Raw genomic sequence first — 20,348 nt, forward strand, 5'->3', positions numbered from 1 at the left:
TAAATAAGAATTTAGTAAATAAATAGCGTGCCTTTAGGCCATCTTCCACTCCATCCACATGGACAGTGACCGAGTTTAAACACTTCTAATAATTCACTGAAAAATTGCGGACAACCTTTAAACTCAGCAAATGTACGTTCAATACCTGCATTAAGCAACAACCAACTTAATGTACCCCCAAATTCTTCTTTAACCTGTCTATCCTCTATAACATCGATAAGATTAGCAATAGCAGTTTTATACTCAGGGGACTCTCTTACTGCAATAACAGTTGAATTGAATTCTCTAACACTATAACCTAATTTTCTCATAATAAATTCTGACAGTTGATTTCTACTATTCGAAATCACATCCTCCCATTCATCCTTCTCATCATATTCTTCTGCTTTTTCCCATCCATCAACTTGTTCTACCGAACAAACTAAATCAATTTCAATTGGTTTACCACAATTTGAAAGCCATTGAATACTTACAATCTCGTTTAATAATTCCTGACTAACTTTAATCTCTTTCATTGATCATCAGTCCTACTTTCCAATAATATTGTTAAAACTCATGGTTTATAATCTCTATAAACACCATAAATTCTACCCGGAATCTTAGGTGATCCATCTTTTCCAATCTTTAAAGGAGCGTCCATTCCACCAAGTAAACCATACTTTACTCTTTGATGAATTGCTTCTTGCAAAGTTTTCTTCACCTGATTAGGGGATAGACCAGCTGCCTCTAAGGATCTTTTTAATGCTCTAGTATATTCTAAATTTGTTGGGATTTCACCAACACGTGCACCTGCGGAATATTTTTTGGTAGCTGGTCTAAATTGATCCCAGAATTTTTCCATTTCTTGGTGAGCCTTGTAGTGTGGAGTACCGATAGGTCCACTAATGATGTTACCCTCAAGTTCAATAGTCACACCTCTATCAGTTGGAATTGATGAACCGTATGCTGCATCCTGGTTTAGATGATGCTTCTGACTTCCAGATCGATCGTTCTTCCATTCTCCATACTCTTTAACCACAATATCATCTGAACTACCTGTACTCTCAGAATTCGTTTCCTTCTTATACAATCCCAGCGGATCAATGTAACTCACCGGGTTCCCGTTCACATACGCATATCGGTTAAACGTCTGCCCGTCCTGAATCTCTCCACGAATCACGTCTCGGTTCAGGAACCGCTTCAGCTTCGGATCATAGTACCGCGCCCGCATGTAATACAGTCCGTTAGCATCCGTCATGACCCCATCTCGACCATTATACGCAAACGGCTGCTGGGTTAATCCTTCATGTTGCTCCAGTTCGCCATATAATCCATACGTATAGCGGTCCGTCACCCGGTTCTGCTCGTCCGTTAGCAACGTCGTACTGCCGCGCAGGTCGTAGTGGTAGCTCAGATACGTTCCGTCGGCATCTTCGCGTCCGATTAGACCCAGACCATAGATGTAACGGGATTTCACATTCCCTCCCCCGTCTATCTCCATCAGCACCCGGCTCAGTTCATGCGCATCGTCAATGACATAACGGGTCACTTGCCCTCGCTGCGCGAGTTCAATCCGGTCTCCCTGCGGGTTGTAGCGATATTTCAGCTTGCCTGCCTTCACCAGACGGTTTCGGGCATCGTATTCGTAAGCGGAAGCGGTGTTACCATCCGTTGCATACAGCAGATTACCGTTGGCATCAATCTCCACCGGATAGTCCCCTATCCGCTGAAGCCGGTTATCCCAGGTGTAGTGCAGATGCTGCGTGGGCGAAACACTCGTGGATTCCGTTTCAGATGTTCCTACCTGTTCGGTTGTCAGGTTCCCGGATGGGTCATACGTGTAGTGTACAACACGGCCTGGCTCAGCGCCACTGCGTAGGCGCTTCAAGGTATCGTACGTATACTGTTTGTTCTCTTCCTTCAGCAGCAAGCCGCTTGGGCTGTATTCGTACTTGAATTGCTGTAAACGAATGCCTTGTCCGCTCGTATCCGTGAGGCGAGTCAGTTGGCCTGCGGCATCGTATTCCCGCTGCTCCTGGCTGCCGTTCGGGCGCCGGGTGTCGATGAGCTTCCCGCTTGCATCATAGCGGTACCGGGTCAGGCGACCGTTCCAGTCCTTCACTTCTGCCAGCTCACCCGTGGCTTGGTAGCGATACTGCACCACTTTGCCATCCGGATAGGTCAGCGCCGTCATCCGGCCTGCCGCATCATACGCATATTGCAGTAGATGACCAAATCCATCGTTTCGGGTGAGCAATCGTCCCGCCGCATCGTAGGTTCGTTCCTCATGCTGCTCGGCTTCCAGCACACGGGTCACCTGTCCATCCGGCGTGTAGCTCAGCACGATTTCGCCCGCTTCATCGGTTGCCCGGATCAGGCGGCCCGCGGCATCATACGTGTAGCGGGTTTCCTGTCCCTTGGCATCCAGCTTGGTACTTAACCAACCGCGGTCATCATAGGTGTACGCCGTCCGTGCACCTGCGGCATTCATTTCCTGCAGCAAGCGACCACTGCGGTCATACGTTAGACGGGTCTCGTTTCCACTGGCATCGGTGTAGCTCGTATTACGATCTTCCCCATCCCATGTCTGGCGATAGGTCACTTCATCTGCGCCTTCGCCTTGAATAACTTCGGTCAGACGGTGCGCGGCATCGTAGCGATAATGACGGGTATGCCCATCCGCGTCAATATCTTCGACGCGTTGATGGAGGGCATTGAACCGTAGCCGCGTCATGTGGCCGAGTCCATCCTGCCATGCCACGGGACGACCAGCCGCATCATAGGTCAGTTGCTGGACCGTCCGACCTTCGCCATCGATGACGGAGACCAGACGACCTGCACCATCATAGTGATACTTCGTGATGTGTCCTAACGCATCGGTCACGGTCTGCAATCGACCTCCGGCGTCATAAGATAACTGCGTGGTTTCGCCGAGGGCATTCGTTTCGGCGATCAGACGGTTTTCGGCATCATAGGTATACTGCCGGATGTGACCGAGTGCATCGGTGATAGTGGCGACTTCCCCGTTCGGCGTATACGTATACTGCATAGAGGCTCCAGACGGACGGGTCTCTCGAATGCGCTGCCCACTGGCATCATACTCAGTCTGCCACGTGAGGCCTAGCGGGTCGGTGACGGATGTCAGGCGATCTGCACCATCGTAGCTCCGGCGACTTACACTTCCTGCGGCATCCTTCAGTTCGACCAGTCGGCCTGCTTCATCCAAGCCGACTTCCACACGCCGACCTTCGGGATCCAGCGTATACTGCAGCTCACCTGTCTCGCTATAGGCATAGGTCCAGATGGCTCCCGTGAAGTCCTGGTACGTGGCCGTTTGTCCTGTTTCGGTGTAGGTCCACTTGCCTGTACTGCCATCTGGACGGGTCACTTCGGCCAGACGTTGTTGATCATCGTACTGGTAGCGGGTTACGCCACCTTCGGCATCCGTTTCACGCGCGACTTGGTGGTGTGAGGTATAGTGATATTCCGTTTCATGACCCAGTGGGTCGATTTCGCGGATCAGATGCCCATCCTCATCATAGACATACGTCGTGGTTTCGCCCAGCGGATTCGTCGCACTGGCCATCTGTCCTCGTGGCGTGTAGGTATAACGAGTCATACCGCCATCTTCGGCATGCACTTCGAGAAGCTGTAAGGCGTCATCATGCACGAGGATGCGCGCCTGACCCAGCCGATTGGTCACGGTAGTCCACGTCTGACCCGGATGACTCTCGGTATCATACGCCATCTGCCCTGCTACACCGGATGGGTCGGTTTGCGCAATGATTCGGTACTTCTCGTCATAGGTATTGGTAAACTGAACAACGCCAGCTTCGCTCAGCGACATCAGACGCCCTTCGCCGTCATGGGTCATTTCCGTGATCGTACCGTCCGGTTCGGTTAGACGCACCAGGAATCCTGCGCTATCATAGCCAAATGTCGCTTCACGCAAGGCATCCCTGACTGCGGCAAGGTTTCCTTCCGCGGTGTAGTCCAGTGTCAGCGCACGTCCCGTGACCCGGTCCTGCAACTGCTGGAGTTTTCCTTCTTCATCATAGACCAGATCGAGTGACAATCCGTCCTTGTTGATGTGGCGAAGTAGTACGCCATTGAGATCGAATTGGTACGTTTCACGCGGACTACGGGCTGTATAGAGCCAACCCTGCTCGGTGTAGATCAGCTCGTCATGGTTCACATCCAGGTCATCACTGCGGTAACGGCCGTCCCCTTGGTGCGTAAATCGGTTTTTCCGTCCCGGCGTCCAGCAGACATCCACGATGGGTTGGAATGCATTACTAGCTTCGGCTTCGCTCTGAGAATCCTTCGGAGTGATGTCTAACCGCAGACCATATTGATGTGTCCAAGCCGGGCCTAGCTCTCCCCGCTGCAACAGTCCCGAATGGTAGATCAGGGTGAAGGGCCACTCGGCTGCTCCGTGCAGCGTCAGTAGACGGTGATTCATAAACTGATGACCGGTCGCTGCGTGAATCGGATCCTCCACTTTACTTTCTGCATGTGATTTCTGAGGGTTCTGCGTTTCGGTGTTTCGTCCCGTAGAGGGCACTTGCGACGAAGTTTCGATATCCTTCGACTTAGGCGTCGTGGTCGTTTCTACGCCTTTGGCGCCTCCAGTATTCGGTTTTTTGTCCAATATCTTGGCTGCAGCCGCACCCGTTGTACTTGCAACGCCAGCCATGCCTGCTTTCTCCCCATCGGTGAGTCCCGTATCATGGCGTGTGGACCCGGCATCGCTTGGCGCATCGTCTGCTTTGCCCGTTGGTTTGTTACTGGTCATCGGCGCGTCACCTGTATCCCTGGAGCCGGCGGGGGCTTCGCCTGCCTTGGTCGACTTCGGCGCCGCCCCTGCAATGTCCTCCCCGGCTTCACGAGTTGAGTTCCCGGGTACCCCCGTCTTGTTAGGGCTGGTTGGCACGGCATCGAACACTTCACCCGCGTTACGACCTACGGTTTTCGCTGCATCTGTGGCTTCATCCGCAAATTTGAGAAGGGAAGTAGCTTTGTTTAGACCCTTCCCCAGCGGCCCCAGAACGGAGAGTCCCCGCTCATACCAAGCCAATTTCTCTCCCGTGACCAGATCCCGGCCAGTTATAGCCTCAATAATACCTTTCACATTGCCGACTACGGGCGTAAAATCCAGCACCGTCCCCAGTGCAAAGGTGAGGAAACTAGCCAGCTTGCCCCAGTTGAATTTTTTGCCGTCCCTGTCCGCTTGTTCATATTCTTCTCGTTTGCGCCGGGTCAACTCCGACAGCAGTTCCAGCTTGCTCTGCAAGCCGTCCAGTTCCCGCATCAGGTGGGTGAACGTACTTTGGACCCCGCCTTGGCTGAGGGTTTTGTAGCTGAGGCTGTTCATCGAACGATTCAGGTCCGCACGCAGATCCCCCATCTCATCCGCGGCACCATTCAGACTTTTTGAGGTCCGCTTCAGGTCAGATAGGCTGACTTCCAATTTCACATTGCTTCCCCCTTATTTCTTCTTCGCAGCAGCAGTGGCTGCAGCGGCTGCTGCTCGTTGTCTTTCGCGCTCCTGACGCTCACGTTCCTGGCGTTCTCTCTCTCTACGCTCTTCTTCAAGGTCCTCTTGCCTGAACTGATTGGCTAAGGCTTCCAATCGGCGTGCGAATTGTTCCATATCATTCGCAGTTGTTCTCATCCGCTGAGTTGTATCCCTGAAATCATCCATAAAGTGTTGATATACTCTACCCTTCCAGATCATGGACTGGACATTACTATTGATACTGGAGCGTTCATTCTCCAGCTTATTGCTGTTGCTGCGTAATTTGGAGGCAATGCTCTGCAGTTTACCGACGTCAGGCCGAATTGGCATATGTACATCTCCTTACTTTACTTTAATGAATCTGCCTTACTGAATCTCTCCGAAATGGCTTTAAGCTCGTCCCCTACATCCTTTAGCACAGTAGATACACTCTCCAGTTGAGCATGTGCATCTTTGTAAGAGGAGTAGAAACGCTCTTGAGATTTCCCCTCCCATTCCCCCGTAATTCCATCGATCAATGACTTCAGTTCTCTGGACAAAGCAATACTTTCCTGACTGCTGGCTAGAAATCGTGTAGCGATTTCCTTTATACGTTCAGGCTCAATTTTGATACGGTCTGCCATTTATTTGACCCCTTTCCCATCCAGTTTTTCGATTTGATCCGCAAATCGTAATAACGCTTTTTTCAATATCGCCGGCTTGTATGGCTGGAATTGAAGTGTACCCTCCGTCAATTCAACCGCCAGATACAGTTTGTCTCCCCATTGCGCATAGTGGTAATCTTCCTGATGCCACATCAGTCTATGCCTCTTCATAAACATCATGGAACCTGAACGCTCCCCATTACTGAAGATGTCTAACGCAAGCTCTGCCTGTTCTTCCGTATGCCCTGCTTGAACCAGTCTATTACGCTGGTCTACTTCGGTAAGCTGATTCCATTGATCCCACGTGCAGTCTTTGATGACCGCCTTTTTGGCTGCACTCTTATATTGAAGTGTCAGCGGAAAGAACCCCTTCATAGCTTCCAACGTTAACTGGGCATCTGCCACAGGAACAAGGACGATACCTCCTAATTCATCTACTGTTTGTTCAACAACGATTCGAGGAGTGAAATAGTAAAGACCTTCGTATTTTCCAGTGCCTTCAATCTTCTTACTCACATGCATCACATCGGCAGTGCCGCATGCAGCAATGCAATAGCCGAGCATTTCATTCATATCATAGCCAGCCCCCTCTTGCTTCGGAACCAGATACCCTTTCTCCACAAATGTCTTTTCAATCACCTTATATTCCGCTTCCAATTCCTTAGCCAGATACCCGCGATAAGGATCATTAAAGTTAGCTATATGACGGACTCCTACCAACTGAGTCAAGAAGAAAAACTCTTCAGGAGAGAGTTGGAATGACCACTCTTCCGTTAATTCATTTTCCAAGATAAAGCACTCCTTCAAACACTATTTAAATAGACCAATAACATAAATAATCAGCGCAAAAATCAGTGCACCAACTGAACCACCTATAACATAGATCCACATACGGTCATAGGCAGACTGTTTATTCTGTTGGATCAGTTGATTCCAGCCTTTTTTTACCAGGGTCTGCTTAGGTTCAGGGTTAAAAACAGTCTGATCTATGCCTTCTTGCACCTGCTCCATGGCAATAAAGATTTCAACATGAAATGGCGAACGATCGTTAAATTGCTCAATCAGCTTGCCATATTCCCAGAAGGCCGATGTCAGATTCCCCTGACGTTCCAATTGACGAGCTCGAGACAATTGATTCTCTTGGGCGTGACTCAAAGCGTTAACAGCATACTCACTAGGCAAATGAATAGATTCCTCTGCTGATTGCTCCAACTCTATTTCCATTTCAGATGTTGAAATCACCTCTTGCTGCACGAATTGCTTCGCTGAAGCAAGTGCAATCTGCCACTCTCCAAAGGTTGGGCATTGCTGTAGTTGCTCTGCGTTCCACAACCGGTCTAGCAACGCTGCTACTTCAGGGCCATACTGCTGCTCGAGCGTCGCTTGAAGAAGTACATAGCGCTCACTATGTTGCTGGATTTCTTGTGGATCAAAATAACTATCTCCCCACGCTTGCTTACATATGTCTGTACTCGACCAAGCCAGCATCTCAGCAAGCAGGATTCCACCAGCAAATCGATCCGCAAGAGGACTCCAGTCCCCATACTCTCTAAGGAAAGTTGCGGTATATCCCGTTGCACCCTCTGGCAGATTATCGGGTTCCTCCAATTGCTTAGCGTACATTCCTTCCACATCAACTAATTCAACAGACATGTCCTCCGCCTCTTGATTAGAGTTGACGATCAGCAGATTAGAAGCTGACAAGTCGGCATGGGCTATGCCAGCTTGCTCCAATACAGCCATGGTAGATACCAGAACCATTGCCAGTTTCATTGATTGTTCCCGAGATAATGCTTCTCGGCCAAGCATTAATTCACTCCATGTCACACCATCAATCCATGGCATATGTGCACCGTAAAGTAATTCAGGATACTGTCCGAGCAACTCCATATCTTCTATCGGATTCAATATCGTTCGTGACCATACGCTCAGTCCCGAGTGGACTGTGAGGTCTGCCATGAGCTCTGTTAACTTCATGACAGAGGGCTGTCGGAAGGCTGGGCGGAACACCTTCAAGGCACTGTTTTCTCCCGAGCTGTTAATAAGCTTGTATACTGTGCCTTCCCTGCCCTCCTGACCATAAGGCATGCCTTCGAATTGAGGGTGCTGGACCAGTCTGTAAACTTGGTTTCTGATTCGTAGTTCTGTATTTATATCAGGTGGAAACACGATTCTTGCTCCCCTTTGCACAAAAAATGATTCGAAATTATATTGTTGAGAAGGAGCTAACCTGCTCAATGCGCAGATAGCTTCCATCCATTGCTTTTACATCCTCCAGAGACTGCTGAAGGTCCATGCTATTCCACTCGCTTCCATCACTGCTAAGATAGTAGCGATAGTTGGATGCTTGAAACGTAAGGGCCATACCTTCATTTAATCCTTTGAGCATGGGTTCAAGTAATTCATGCAGAGGTATCGTATTAGGAAGCTCTATATCTGTCTTTTTACCAGTAGCATCAATAATTAAAGTCAATAATGTTCGATCCATGTGTTCTCCTCCTTACGGTTACATCGGTGTGGAAGCAGACATTTGCAGCCCTAGTGAAATTAGGTCTTTACTTGTACCAGGCAACATCATAAGTGCACCCTTCTGAATCGAATATCCGGATTCCATCATCATTTCGCGATAGCTTTCGGGTACAACCGAAGACATTCGTTTTAACTTCTCCGAATAGGGGTCCACCACGAAGGAATCCGGCATCATACCTTTCCAAGCTCGTGTATCCCGAATCCGGCTAGTGGAAGCATCCTCTGTAATAAAAATATTTTCGACCAGCACTTGTCCATCAGGGACAGACATGGTTTTGATCCGTTCAACAATCGGTTCAGGATCTTCCCCTGTGTAAATGCCATCAGTCATATGACAGATCAGAGGGGCAGGACAGTGCTCCATGTTACGAAGCTCAGACTGAATAATCTTCTCCGCTTGTTTGAATGCCTTCGCCGTGTCTGTGAATCGTTTCGGGTATAGCGGTGGCAGACTTCCACGATTAGCAATACGATCAATAGATTTAACACCGTCTAGTAGATCGTATACTTCATCACTGTAGGCAAGAATCGCGATTCGATAACGAGGAGACACTTTTGATCCTTTCGTTGATCGGTAGACGATCTGGCGAATAATCGTCTGAAGTCCCTCGTTAACGATATCCATCCTCCGTTGCCCTTCAAGCTCAAGTGTCATTGAACCGCTAATATCAATTAAATAGATTAGTAGAGCGGGGGTGCTTCCCGTCGCATGTACTGAATAACTCATAGGAATAACCTCACCTTTTCATACTCAGGATATAGAAAAAGCCAGGTAAGTTCACCTGGCTTCTTATGTAACTATTTTGCTTCATCTGCAAGTCTAAAGTTTTCTGCAATCGTATGTAAATTTTGGGAAACTATATCTAGCATTACAATATACGACTCCATTGTTTTCTTGTGCTGATCATATTGTTGATAAAATCCTTGGGACTGCATACCTTCCCATTCTCCATGCAGAGTTTGCATTAAAGAATTTAACTGCTGATTGAGCTGTGAACTTTGTTGGTGAGCATCTTTAAACTTGTTAGATGCTTGATCCATCTCTTCAGGTGTAATTCTAATTTTTGCCATTCTTATCTTCCCCTTTATACCATTTTTATAATTTTTAACCATTTACTATTGTATACAATGGACTATACAATTGCCAAACATTTTTTGGGAAAAAAGACTCATTTATGAGTCTTTTTTCCTTCCAACCTTAATTTGCGACAAGATTCGAGTTTTCATTTCGTACTACTACTTGCTCTTCAATCTGTGCAACACCATTAGCAAATGCATGCACCGTTTTAACATTTACGAACTTACGTTTAACATAGAAGCCTTCTCCATCTGGTAGCAAACGGCTGCCAGAAACATAAGGAACTTTGATATTGAATAACTCGGCGTCATTAGACTCAGCTGTGCCTAATAACCAGCCAATCTGAGCAGATTTGATGTCTTTAAGCCAATCATCATAGTTACGATTGATCGCATTGGCTTGTCCGGATACAATGATATACACCCCATGCTCCCGTCCATTTCGGGTGATATATTCCAGATGCCCTGTGATTGTTCGAGAAATACGCTTCGCGATGAAATCAACATCGTCAATAATCAGCACCATTTTAGGAGCAAATTCATCCGGATCAGCAACTCGCTCTTCCAGTTTGGTACGGAGAGCTTCGATCATTTCCTCCATCGTGGCCTCATTGGTTGCAAATGCCACCGTATGATGAAGGTCTTTCAACACTCCCAGTCCTTGCGGCGTACGTCTAAAGTCACACAGATAGAGTTCGAGCTCTTCCTGTATATACTTCATAGCAGACATTATGCCAATCGTAACAAGTAGCGATGTCTTTCCAGATTCCATTCTCCCTGCCACCATGAAATATGGTCCATCTGCCTCCATATCCCAGCCGAGCATGTTCAAGCTATCAATATTCATGTGCACAGGTAAAACAGGACTAGAAGCCAGATCCAGATTACCTGTCGCTTCTGGAATTGTTATTATCTCGGGCAGCACTCGAATAGACTCCGGTTTAGGCGTCGTACAAGCAGCGTCAAGTACTGCAAACTGTTCACGCAATAACTTGGCACGGGAAGACTCATTCACCGCATTAATGGATAACGCCGTTTGGAACTCGTATGGGGGGATTACTCCCTTCACAAAGGCTCTTCCTTCCGGCATCTGTGTTGGTGCTTTGGTCAGCCTTCCTACGGCATAGTTATAGTCCGCTGCATCTGCAAGCATATATGAGACAGCATTTGGGAAGTTACTACGGATCCGTTCCAACATATCGGAGATCCGATTGATCGTAGCGACAAAGTAAATACCCAATCCTGGTCCTTCACGTAGAAGCGGATCCAACTTCTCATGAAGCTTCTCGAACTGTCCTCGGAAACTAACATAGCTATCGATAATAACAAGTATGGCTGGAAGCGTATTTCCGGTTTCGGCACAGTAAGACAGTCTGGATTTCACTCCTGTTTCAGCAAACAGTGTTTTCCGCTTACTAATGGTCTCTTCCAGATAATTGAACAATCGGTTCATCTTTTCTTCCTGATCATCCTGAATGACATCCGCTACATGAGGCAACAGTGTATAATCCTTCAGCATTCTTCCGAAATCGAGCGCATAGATATTCACATCATTAGGTGTCGTTTCCATTGCCAGTGAATATAGCAAGGTTTGGATAAATGTTGTTTTCCCCGTACCTGGCATACCATATATCAGCCAATGTCCTGATTCCAGATCGATCCGAAGTGGAAATTGTCTTTGGTTCACTACATCATCAATAAGTCCAACCTGTGGATTCAAAATTTTACCTGGTTCACTTGAACTAACAGCCAGATCTTCCAAGGTCAGATGATTAGGCAGCGGCTCCAGCCAAGGACCTGGTAGACGCTGAATACCTTCGCGTTCCGCTTTCATCGCGATATGCTCAATAAGAACGTTTAATTGTTTTTTACTGAGCGTCTTTTCTTCAGAAGGTTTTGTTTCCTGAATCAACTCCAGCTGGTCTCTTAACTTGGTCTTGCGGCCATCCAATTCATAAGCATACATATTGCGATCAGATTGCGTAATACTTTGATCTGGTCTATAGGGAGCACCGCTCCATGCAAATTGAACGGATTCAAATACTTCATTACTGCCGACCTGTAGAAAACCACGACCCGGGTTCGTAATATGAGCAGCATCCGGAATCCGGATCATCTCCCGACTATCACTTTCGTCCTGAACCCGAAGGCAAACTTTATAACGGGAGTTACTCCAGATTTTATCATCTACAACGCCGCCTGGTTTCTGGGTTGCCAAGAGCAGATGCACACCCAATGTCCGACCAATAGCCGCAATGGAAACGAGTTCACTCATGAACTCTGGTTGGTCTTTTTTCAGTTGTGCAAACTCATCGATGACAATGAATAGATGCGGGAGAGGATCCCGCTCTTTCCACTCTGTAAGATAATATTCGTCAATATGCTGTACATTACCAGCAGCAATGAATAACCGCTGTCTTCGTTTAAGCTCGGCTTTAAGAGAAACCTTAGAACGTTCAATTAACCCTTCTTCTTCCAGATTGGTTACTGTGGCAATAACGTGAGGCAATTCCTGGAACGTGTTGGACATGCCCCCACCTTTATAGTCAATCAGCATAAACGCCATATCATGGGGATGATATTCAACCGCCAGTGATGCAATAATGGATTGAATAACTTCACTTTTACCTGAACCGGTTGTTCCTGCCATAAGTCCATGAGGACCATGTCCTTTACGCTCGATCTTGTCGTGAAGGTTCAGCAGAACCGGCTTTTTCCCCCCTCTAACACCCACAGGGAAAGGCAGGGTATTGGGATAACGTGACTTCTGCCAATTGTTTTCCACCTGAAACTGTTCAATATTCTGTATTCCAAATAGTTCAAACAACGTCAGCACATTGACAATCTCATCCGCAGAATTCCGCTTGATCCGATACGGAGCGATCTGACGTGCAAATTGATCTGCTTGTTCCAGTGTCATCTGATCTGATTTGAAAGGTTGTACAAATGGAACCTCATCCTTAGGCTTAGCATAGGTAGCATCGCCAGCCGAACCACCCGTTACATTCGTTGAACGCATGACCCCTTCAGCCGAATGCAAATCAATAACAAGTTCACATTCCTTCGGAAGAACGTCTTTGCTCGGTGCAAGTACGATGCTGCAGACGCCAATGACCTCCGAGCTCTTCATCATCAAAGGAAGAATAGGCTCATGCTCCAGCATCTCAATGAACGGCAGGAAACACACGTAAAACGGGAGTGCTTTCTCCCCCTTGTTCAACCATTGGCGACGCTGTAACATCGTAAATAATTGCTCCATCAATTGAGGTTGATATCCACGTTCTTCGAACAGATATCTGCCCGAACGGGTGTCGTTCCACACATGCGGAATCCACCTCATCCAGTCCCAATTTTCTCGTTGCATCTTATTCATAAATACGGCCATTTTAAGCTCGTCAGGTGCATGATGTGCCGCAAGTTGGGTCACAACAGTACGACAGAACATATTTAGTTCTTCTTCGTTCCCAACAAGTCCGATAATGCGATATTTACTCAAGTCCAACAGGGCGGGAGCATTCGTAATTGTAGTGAATTTCTCCGTCATTTCCCTCGCTTTTTCAAGCATAGGATCCTTCTCGACTCCATTTTGCTTAGGTATCGTAATATCGAAGTTACTTGGCACGGTTCCAATGCCGACGCGGACTTTCAAGAAGTCAAAATCCTGCGGAATTCGCTCCCATACCGAAGAGCTTCGCTCCTTGACCGTATTGATACAAAATTGTGGATCCAAATGGGTTTGGTGCCAGTTCAAAATCAATTCGTTCTTCCAGTTCTGCAGCGTTTCCCTGTTCTCATTAATGTGATTGTCATATAAACGTTCACGATCTTTAATTTTCTTGCGATGCTTTGCTTTATTCTGGAAATGAACCAGTACAGGTACAAAATATGAAACAACCATCATACAGAGGGAAATCATCTGTACGGTTACAAATTGCCCATTCCCCCGACTTTGGTAAAAAGTCATCATTGCCGCCCCACCTGCAACTGTAACCATGATGGGAACCATAATCGAGATAATGTTCAATTGTGGTGGTTGAGGAAGTGAGGGCGGGGAGAAAATTTCCACTTCCTCTCCCGATGTTTCCTTAATAATCCTAGGCGATCTCTTATAGAAAAAATGGGACATGCTCAGTCTGCCTCCTCTTCAACGTATTTTTTAGCGATTCATGCAACCCTTCGGATAATAACCTGCTGCTGCTGCATCTCTTTCACTTGAGAAGGTCTCATCTTCCCGATAACCATAAGAACACGTACTAGGGTAATAATATTTAATACCGGTTGTCAGATCGACAGCGCCTTTAATCTCTGTTTTCTTGACCAGTCGGCCTCCACCAAGAGCATAGTTGTTATAGAATTGGTCCCCTATCGGAATTCCTTGGATAAATGCCATAATTCCAATGTCATCGATGGAGTTGATCCATTCTTCCTGTGAAATTTGTGGAAGGCTAAAGGTATAATGGACTCCGTACCGAGTCGCGTACTCATTATGTTTGTTTATATAATAAGCCAGATCCTGTTGAATACTTTTCACGATGACGCTCTTTCGCATCGCTTCAAAATTGGCTGCATTGTCTAATAAAGGAATGTTGGTTGTGCCCTCCAAATCTTCACGGAACCCTTCAACCCAAGCCTTTGCGTAAGAATCATACGCATATACATAACTGTCCAACGTGAAATTAATACTGTTTCCTCTGTCGTCCGAGTACGAATATGGTTTCTTCGGTCTCCACATATGCTTGAATACCCTTTCGCTATTGGCATCCCTGTACTCATCCACTGCGTACAAGTCATAGCCATCGTAATCAATGACGGCAACTGCTGGAATATATCCCGCAAGAGCTCCCTGTCTAACAGGGTCATTGACAACATCAAAATTCAAATAGAGTGTGCGAAAGAAAGTGTCCAGCGCTCTCTCTTTATTCGCAAAGAAGAATTTTCTCGACTGATAACCCGCCTCATATTCTTGGAGTACATTCATATTTAACATCTGAGAAGCATCCTGGACTGCAGTATGCAGTGAAGCTGAATATTGATCAGATAAGGCCTGAGCCGTTTTTTGGTCTCCTGTTCGAAAATCCATGACTAGATAAAAAGGGACAAAGATACAGATAAACAATATTGCCAGATTAGTAATCTTCATTGATTACCATTCCCCCGTAAGGAACATAGACCTTAACGTTGCCGTCCGTGATGCCTCCAGTAAAAACATCACTAAGGATTGTAGCCATAGTACGATTAACATTTTTCACTTTCACGGTGAAGAAGTCACCTACCGCCATGACATATCTACGATTCAGATCAGATGCTGAACTATTCGGAAACAATCTCTGCATAATTTCCTGATTATAATGACCATCGAAGTAGGTCGTGAAACTATCACGGAATGTAGCCGGATTAGCCGGATCGGTATATTCCGGATTATATTTCTTGTGTAAATGTTCCATCTGGATGTCATACTGATTCCCCGTAGCTCCGAGCTTTTGGTTAAACTCTAGATACATCTCAGGAGTGATATACCCCTTGGTTCTAGCAGAATCCACGAATGTAGTCACAGCTGAGTGGATAACGATCTGAGACAAATCATCTTGTCTTTGAGCCTGTTGGAACAACGGATACAAGAATAACAACACGATGGCAATGAAAATGCCTAATATTTTGGAGAAAGAGTTTTCCACACTAGCTCACCCTTTATGTAAAAACAATGGTTTGTACTTTGCCTTGACTGTCTCGAATATATGAAACAACATAGGTTCGATTGAGATCGACTCCTGATACATCAATACTTTCAATATCATCTGAACTATAGAAGTATTCATTAACTACACGAATATTGGCATCCAAGGTTTTCATTTGTCTTATGCTTTGAAGAACCTCTGCACCCGTATAGGTAACTTGCTCCGTAATTTCAAGACTTGTGAACAACCTTCGCTCTTCATTTACTGCGGATTTATGCGTAACGTTAACTGCCGCATCCTGAGACTGAATGCCTCCAAGAGCGAACATGCAAGCAACGATCAGAATGCTGATTTCAGCTGCGACCAGTATGAACTTTTCCATCGTTTCGCTCATTGGAGACCTCCTTCTTAATCTTTAAAATAATATTTCAAATTGAGTTATCTCACCTGTTCAAATTTGATCCCTCTGATCATATTGTTATCATCTCTTAGTATTGATGAGATAAACTTACCACTGGGATTGATATATTCTGGCTGGGATTGCTTTTCAGCATTACTTAAGATTGTGTTAGAATAACTATCCATAGTCTTAACTACACTGCCCTCAACATTAAATTTTTGACCATAAAACGTACCACTAGTCTTATTATCTGAAGCATATTGTTTACCAGTTATTACTTGAATTCCAAACTCATCTTGATTCATATATTGACGAACTGCATTAAGAACCTGACTTCCAGATAATGTTGTATTGTTATAAGTATTGTACTCCGTATCCGACAACTGCGTCGTAATCGCAGCCATCTTGGTCTGTCCTTGTTTCGCCGCATCCTGCGACGAGATCGTAATAATAACTACAATCGTAATCAACATAATGGTGAGGAATATCCCAGCTGCGACCCGTATTCCGACGCCTGTATTTTCTTCCATGAAAAAATCAATCCCCTCTTAAATGGTTTGTAATTGTGTTGATATATCACTTAGTTGTTTGAATGACATGTAAAGGAATGGGAAGACCAGATATAGTGCAATCAGCAGTGCACCTGGTGTCCAGCCAAATAACTTGCCATACGATGTTTTCTTTCGAATCAAACGCTCAAGGCGTTCCTTCTTCTGCTCAGCATAGTACTCTTGTTCCATCTCCAGATCGTCAAACGCTTCACGTAACGAAAGCTTATCTACCGCTTGCATTAGACGCTTCACGATTCTACCAAACGAATCGAACGGCGCATCCGATTTCAGCATTTTCAAGGCTTCCTCTGCACCACTATCATAATTGAGTAGACATTTTTGCAGTGCTGGTCTGAAAATGATACTGTATCGTTCCATCCACTCAAGTACGGTCTCCACAGATATCCGTTCAAATTCACACAGAATCGAGATAAGCACATGGAACTGGTCCACCTCATTTTGCATTTCCAATGCGCGTAACCGACGCTGAAATTGTAAAATCCATATGGTGATGTAATACCCTGTAAATCCAAAGCCTATAGCGATAAGGAGTTCCCACCATTTTAGATACTCGTTGTTCACAACAGTTACTTTACCGATAATCCGATTGACAGTATTATTCATAGCCACATCTGTTAATGGCTCATTTGAATGAGTTTCTATGGACTGAACAACCTGTTCTCGCGTCAAATCTTTATTTGTCCGAAGATCTTCGATAATTTGGTTGTCCATTGTCGTCACCTGATTAGCACGTTCCAATTCATCCGCATTCATATATCCAAGAATGTTCGTTGCTTCTGACGTCGGTTTGCTGAAGATATGGTGTACGCTGTTGTAATGTAAAAACACAGAGAACACAATTACACCAATAAACGCGGAGACAGAGATAACGATTCGGTGAATATACAACCATTCCAATGTTAGATGAGAGTTTGCCTCTTTGAGGAGCATGTTGGTTCGATGATGCTTCCTCGTATTTGGAGATGGGACCAAACGATCCACGATCCACTTAACCCAAGACCAAGAATATGCTTTCTTTTCCCACTCTTTTCGCGGACCTTTAGCTACATATTTGGCTTCATCATTCTCCGATAATTTACGAATTAGCAAGTAACAGATTACAGCTGAAGCGTATATGAACATTCGAACTAAAAAACCAATTCTGCTGTCATAGAACTCTGTCGTAATTGGAAAATAGTTTTCCGCCCAACGTTGCAACGGAAACGACAGCAGGATTGGAATAAGTGCAAGTAAGGTCAATCCGCCTAATTTGTAACGTAATTTTTGCCTTCTCATCAGGTCATATCTGATCTCTTGCACAAATTTATTAATGGCATTCAGATACATGGAGCCCTTTTGAACGTTGCGGTCACCGTACTCCATAATTAAATGAGACACTCCGGAAAAAACTTTTAAATAACGGTTAGGCGCAACCGCATAGTATTTTTCCAGCTCTCGAGCAGGATCCTTGGATGTTAATACTTCGTGAATCCTCTCCGTCTGGAGCTTAATGTCATGTGGTGACGATTGTGCAGCCTGGTACAAAGCCTCATCAACCATCCGCACTTCCTGATAATGATGACGATCATCCTCCAGAACGTTCGAGAACTGTTTTAACAGACGATCTTCAACCCGGTTCACAAAAATATCAATGCACAATTCGTTTATAACGATAGCTGCCAATGCTCCAAAGAATAATGCCATCCAACTTTTACTGATTATTGCCAGTACAATAAGACCAATAATGATAGATCCTAGCGTCAAATACGTAATTCGCATCGTTTCTTTACGCAATGAGTACTCATCGTAGGTGTTGATCGCAGTCAGACGTTTACGAATCTTCAGAATCTGTGACTTGACGATCGGAACCTTGATCAGTTGATGATATGATTTCTGGTAAAACACCAACAATTGTCGTGGTGTTTTACCTGTTACATTTTTAGAAGAAGGCCATACATTCTCACGATTCTTCTTCCGCTTGCGATCTTTGAGAATAAGATAAAGAAGTATTCCGCCCGAAATAAGCAGAGCACCGCCCGCAATGGCAAAAATCCATATCCATTTATTCATTGAGCCTGCCCCCAATGCGCATTCAGAAACTGCCCGAAGTTCTCACGATCTTCCTCGTTCATGTTAAACAACATTTTTTCGATTTTTTCAGGAGAGATTGGAGACACAGCAACGTATTCACCATTACGGTATTCAATGATATTTCGTGCATTCCATACTCTTCCGCTATTTCTTCTGTACACTTCTCTTTGAAGATTGACCAAAGCGTCCAACTTGCTCTCAATAGAATCATCTTTAGATAACACTTCTTCATGCTCCAAAGTATCCGATTCAAATCGAACAGGTGTAATCTCTGTGATTCGCTCAATATAACGTTTACCATTCATTTCCTTACGCATGTGAACGTCCCATTGCACCGCATTTGCCACCTGTTCTTCTGCAATGCGTTCATTTTGAAACACACCGGTTTTGAGCAAAGAGTTCCGCAAAGACCATACCAATTCACGTGCAGAGGTCGCATGATGTGTAAAGATCGTAAACAGACTTGCTACCTGCGACATCTGAATCATCCAAGCTGCCACGGGGTCGGTAGCGACCTCCCCCAGAATATTTACAGAACCATCCGTTTTCTTCTGAAGGTCTAGTCCAGCTTGTCCAGCAATATTCTCGGTTTCTCGCAATGCTAGTGAGTTACGTTGTGGATATAGTCTTCTTAGATGCAGCTCAAATGTCATCTCTTGAATCCTCAAAGTTAACGTAGCATATATGTATTTAACTGAGGCCATGACCAAAGATGTTTTTCCTGAACCCTGAGGTCCAGTAAATGCAGTAACCTGCGCACCTTTCATCAGGTACTTAATCATATCTCTAGCTAATTCAGCATTTACGGCATCTTTGGATGAGATCAGATGATCCAATTTCATATTAGGTAGATCAAACTTCCTAACAAAAAATGCCCAACTCTCTGCAAACGGCGGTCGAACAACCACGACCCTTGATCCATCTTTCATTTCATTGACTTTAAAACCGTTCGTCTCCGTTAGTTGACCTGGATTGTCATACTTATAGATGTTCTGACATACCCTTTTCAATTCTAGGTCAGTTTCAAAACTTAAAAACGATAAATGTATAGATTTACCTCGAAAGAAAATCCATACGCTCTGGTACCCTGGATACTTATATTGCTTCATTCCTTGCAGTAATGAAATCTCATCTTCCACAATCTGCATATTGGTAGGAACACCTGATACCCCACCAGATACGCCATCAATTGACATATCACGAATTTCGTCAATAACGCCAAACCCTTTATAATGCTGGTATACACGCTGCACAACGATAGCTAACTTATCATCAAACTCCAAACCACCACGTGCTTCTTTGACAAAAATGGAGTCAATCTCATCACCCGTAATTACATATGAATCTACCGTTCCATCTTCAATAACTTTTTTTGGTTGATCCAATTGATACTTATCGATTAACTTGGATAGACCTTGAAATCCGTGCTTCTTTTTATATAAATGAAGCAAAATATCAAATTTATCTTGTTGTGTTAATTGATCTTCATCCTCAAAAGGAATGATTCTATCGATATTATCATCGTTAAAACCATAATTACGTTCTAAAAGATCAGATATAAATTGCTTAAGATAAATCTTCTCTTGTATGTCACCTGAAGTCGCATTTTTCATGGCACTTCTTAGCTCAGCTACAACTCCCAGACGACGATTGTATTCCTCGCTTGTCATTCCCATATCCAACAAGTTACTGTTTACGTACTCATTAATCATGGTTTTAACGTATTCAAGAAGATAATCAAATTGGAACCGTTCTTCATTTTCATTTTTCTGACGTGTTCCAACCTGACCAGGTTTTCTGTTCAGCTTCAAGAATAAATACGCAATTAAAACAGCTACAATCAAAACAATTGCGAGGAAATTAATGGTGAAATTCAGTCCCATC

The 20,348-nt window shown here is 45.1% G+C and carries 16 protein-coding genes; all 16 read right to left on the reverse strand.

From position 1 onward, the window contains the following. Window positions 1-11 precede the first annotated feature (11 nt). Window positions 12-515, reverse strand: a complete 504-nt coding sequence (locus MHI12_RS25250; protein WP_145153958.1) for a hypothetical protein — start codon at window positions 513-515, stop codon at window positions 12-14. Window positions 516-553: 38 nt separating this feature from the next. Then, window positions 554-5,455: an RHS repeat-associated core domain-containing protein gene (locus MHI12_RS25255; RefSeq protein WP_405170655.1), complete on the reverse strand. Its 4,902-nt coding sequence runs from the start codon at window positions 5,453-5,455 to the stop codon at window positions 554-556. Between the two features lie 12 nt (window positions 5,456-5,467). Further along, a complete protein-coding gene (locus MHI12_RS25260; RefSeq protein WP_405170656.1) occupies window positions 5,468-5,827 on the reverse strand; it encodes a WXG100 family type VII secretion target in 360 nt (119 codons plus the stop codon). A 17-nt stretch (window positions 5,828-5,844) separates the two neighbouring features. Then, window positions 5,845-6,120, reverse strand: a complete 276-nt coding sequence (locus MHI12_RS25265; protein WP_076210980.1) for a WXG100 family type VII secretion target — start codon at window positions 6,118-6,120, stop codon at window positions 5,845-5,847. Next, window positions 6,121-6,930: a hypothetical protein gene (locus MHI12_RS25270; RefSeq protein ID WP_405170657.1), complete on the reverse strand. Its 810-nt coding sequence runs from the start codon at window positions 6,928-6,930 to the stop codon at window positions 6,121-6,123. A gap of 21 nt (window positions 6,931-6,951) precedes the next feature. Then, entirely contained in the window at window positions 6,952-8,310 is a 1,359-nt protein-coding gene (locus tag MHI12_RS25275; RefSeq protein WP_405170658.1) for a protein kinase domain-containing protein, read from the reverse strand. Between the two features lie 37 nt (window positions 8,311-8,347). After that, a complete protein-coding gene (locus MHI12_RS25280; RefSeq protein WP_405170659.1) occupies window positions 8,348-8,629 on the reverse strand; it encodes an EsaB/YukD family protein in 282 nt (93 codons plus the stop codon). Window positions 8,630-8,647: 18 nt separating this feature from the next. Continuing rightward, on the reverse strand, window positions 8,648-9,397 hold the full coding sequence (locus tag MHI12_RS25285; protein ID WP_145153652.1) for a vWA domain-containing protein: 750 nt from the start codon (window positions 9,395-9,397) through the stop codon (window positions 8,648-8,650). 71 nt (window positions 9,398-9,468) lie between these two features. Further along, window positions 9,469-9,741: a WXG100 family type VII secretion target gene (locus tag MHI12_RS25290; protein ID WP_405170660.1), complete on the reverse strand. Its 273-nt coding sequence runs from the start codon at window positions 9,739-9,741 to the stop codon at window positions 9,469-9,471. Between the two features lie 127 nt (window positions 9,742-9,868). Further along, the gene (essC, locus tag MHI12_RS25295; protein ID WP_405170661.1) at window positions 9,869-13,873 is read right to left on the reverse strand and encodes a type VII secretion protein EssC; all 4,005 of its coding nucleotides are present in this window, start codon (window positions 13,871-13,873) and stop codon (window positions 9,869-9,871) included. Window positions 13,874-13,903: 30 nt separating this feature from the next. After that, window positions 13,904-14,887 (reverse strand): hypothetical protein, encoded by a 984-nt coding sequence (locus MHI12_RS25300; RefSeq protein ID WP_145153658.1) that lies wholly within the window; start codon window positions 14,885-14,887, stop codon window positions 13,904-13,906. Beyond that, complete coding sequence (locus tag MHI12_RS25305) at window positions 14,874-15,422, reverse strand: hypothetical protein (RefSeq protein WP_405170662.1); 549 nt, start codon at window positions 15,420-15,422, stop codon at window positions 14,874-14,876. Before MHI12_RS25305 ends, MHI12_RS25300 begins: the two co-directional genes overlap by 14 nt. 13 nt (window positions 15,423-15,435) lie before the next feature. After that, window positions 15,436-15,816: a hypothetical protein gene (locus MHI12_RS25310; RefSeq protein ID WP_405170663.1), complete on the reverse strand. Its 381-nt coding sequence runs from the start codon at window positions 15,814-15,816 to the stop codon at window positions 15,436-15,438. A 44-nt stretch (window positions 15,817-15,860) separates the two neighbouring features. Beyond that, complete coding sequence (locus MHI12_RS25315; RefSeq protein WP_405170664.1) at window positions 15,861-16,352, reverse strand: ABC transporter permease; 492 nt, start codon at window positions 16,350-16,352, stop codon at window positions 15,861-15,863. 18 nt (window positions 16,353-16,370) lie between these two features. Beyond that, on the reverse strand, window positions 16,371-18,443 hold the full coding sequence (locus tag MHI12_RS25320; RefSeq protein WP_405170665.1) for a hypothetical protein: 2,073 nt from the start codon (window positions 18,441-18,443) through the stop codon (window positions 16,371-16,373). Further along, window positions 18,440-20,347: an ATPase, T2SS/T4P/T4SS family gene (locus MHI12_RS25325; protein ID WP_076210954.1), complete on the reverse strand. Its 1,908-nt coding sequence runs from the start codon at window positions 20,345-20,347 to the stop codon at window positions 18,440-18,442. Before MHI12_RS25325 ends, MHI12_RS25320 begins: the two co-directional genes overlap by 4 nt. Window position 20,348 lies beyond the last annotated feature (1 nt).

Origin of the sequence: Paenibacillus sp. FSL H8-0280 (assembly GCF_045040665.1) — a bacterium.
In the GTDB taxonomy this organism is placed as follows: Bacteria; Bacillota; Bacilli; order Paenibacillales; family Paenibacillaceae; genus Paenibacillus; species Paenibacillus xylanexedens_A.